The organism is Campylobacter sp. BCW_6873, assembly GCF_001762365.1.
GTDB lineage: Bacteria > Campylobacterota > Campylobacteria > Campylobacterales > Campylobacteraceae > Campylobacter_D > Campylobacter_D jejuni.
In genome coordinates this window covers 1-235 of record NZ_MJWS01000006.1, presented here as the reverse complement: position 1 = coordinate 235, position 235 = coordinate 1, and the positions used below count along the sequence as shown (strand labels likewise).

Sequence of the window (235 nt, the reverse complement as noted above, 5' to 3'; positions counted from 1 at the left end):
ACTGATGAATATGGAAGGGTTAAGGTAAGGATTAATCTTTATGCCAATCAAGAAGAATTAGATAATGATACTTTTATTGCAAATGATATAGATACAAATTCTTCTAATTTATCAAGCAATGCTTATAAATCTTATCATCACACTCCTTTTTTAAGAGTAGCTTCTAGTATAGCAAGTAATCATTCAGGTTTTTTTCATACTCCAAGAATAGGAGATGAAGTGATTATTTCTTTTT

General features: G+C 28.1%; 1 pseudogene. It reads left to right on the top strand.

Features of this window, described 5'->3' with window-relative positions:
• Positions 1-30: 30 nt before the first annotated feature.
• Positions 31-235 (top strand): annotated as a pseudogene (locus tag AJ932_RS00035) (hypothetical protein); the annotation flags it as partial.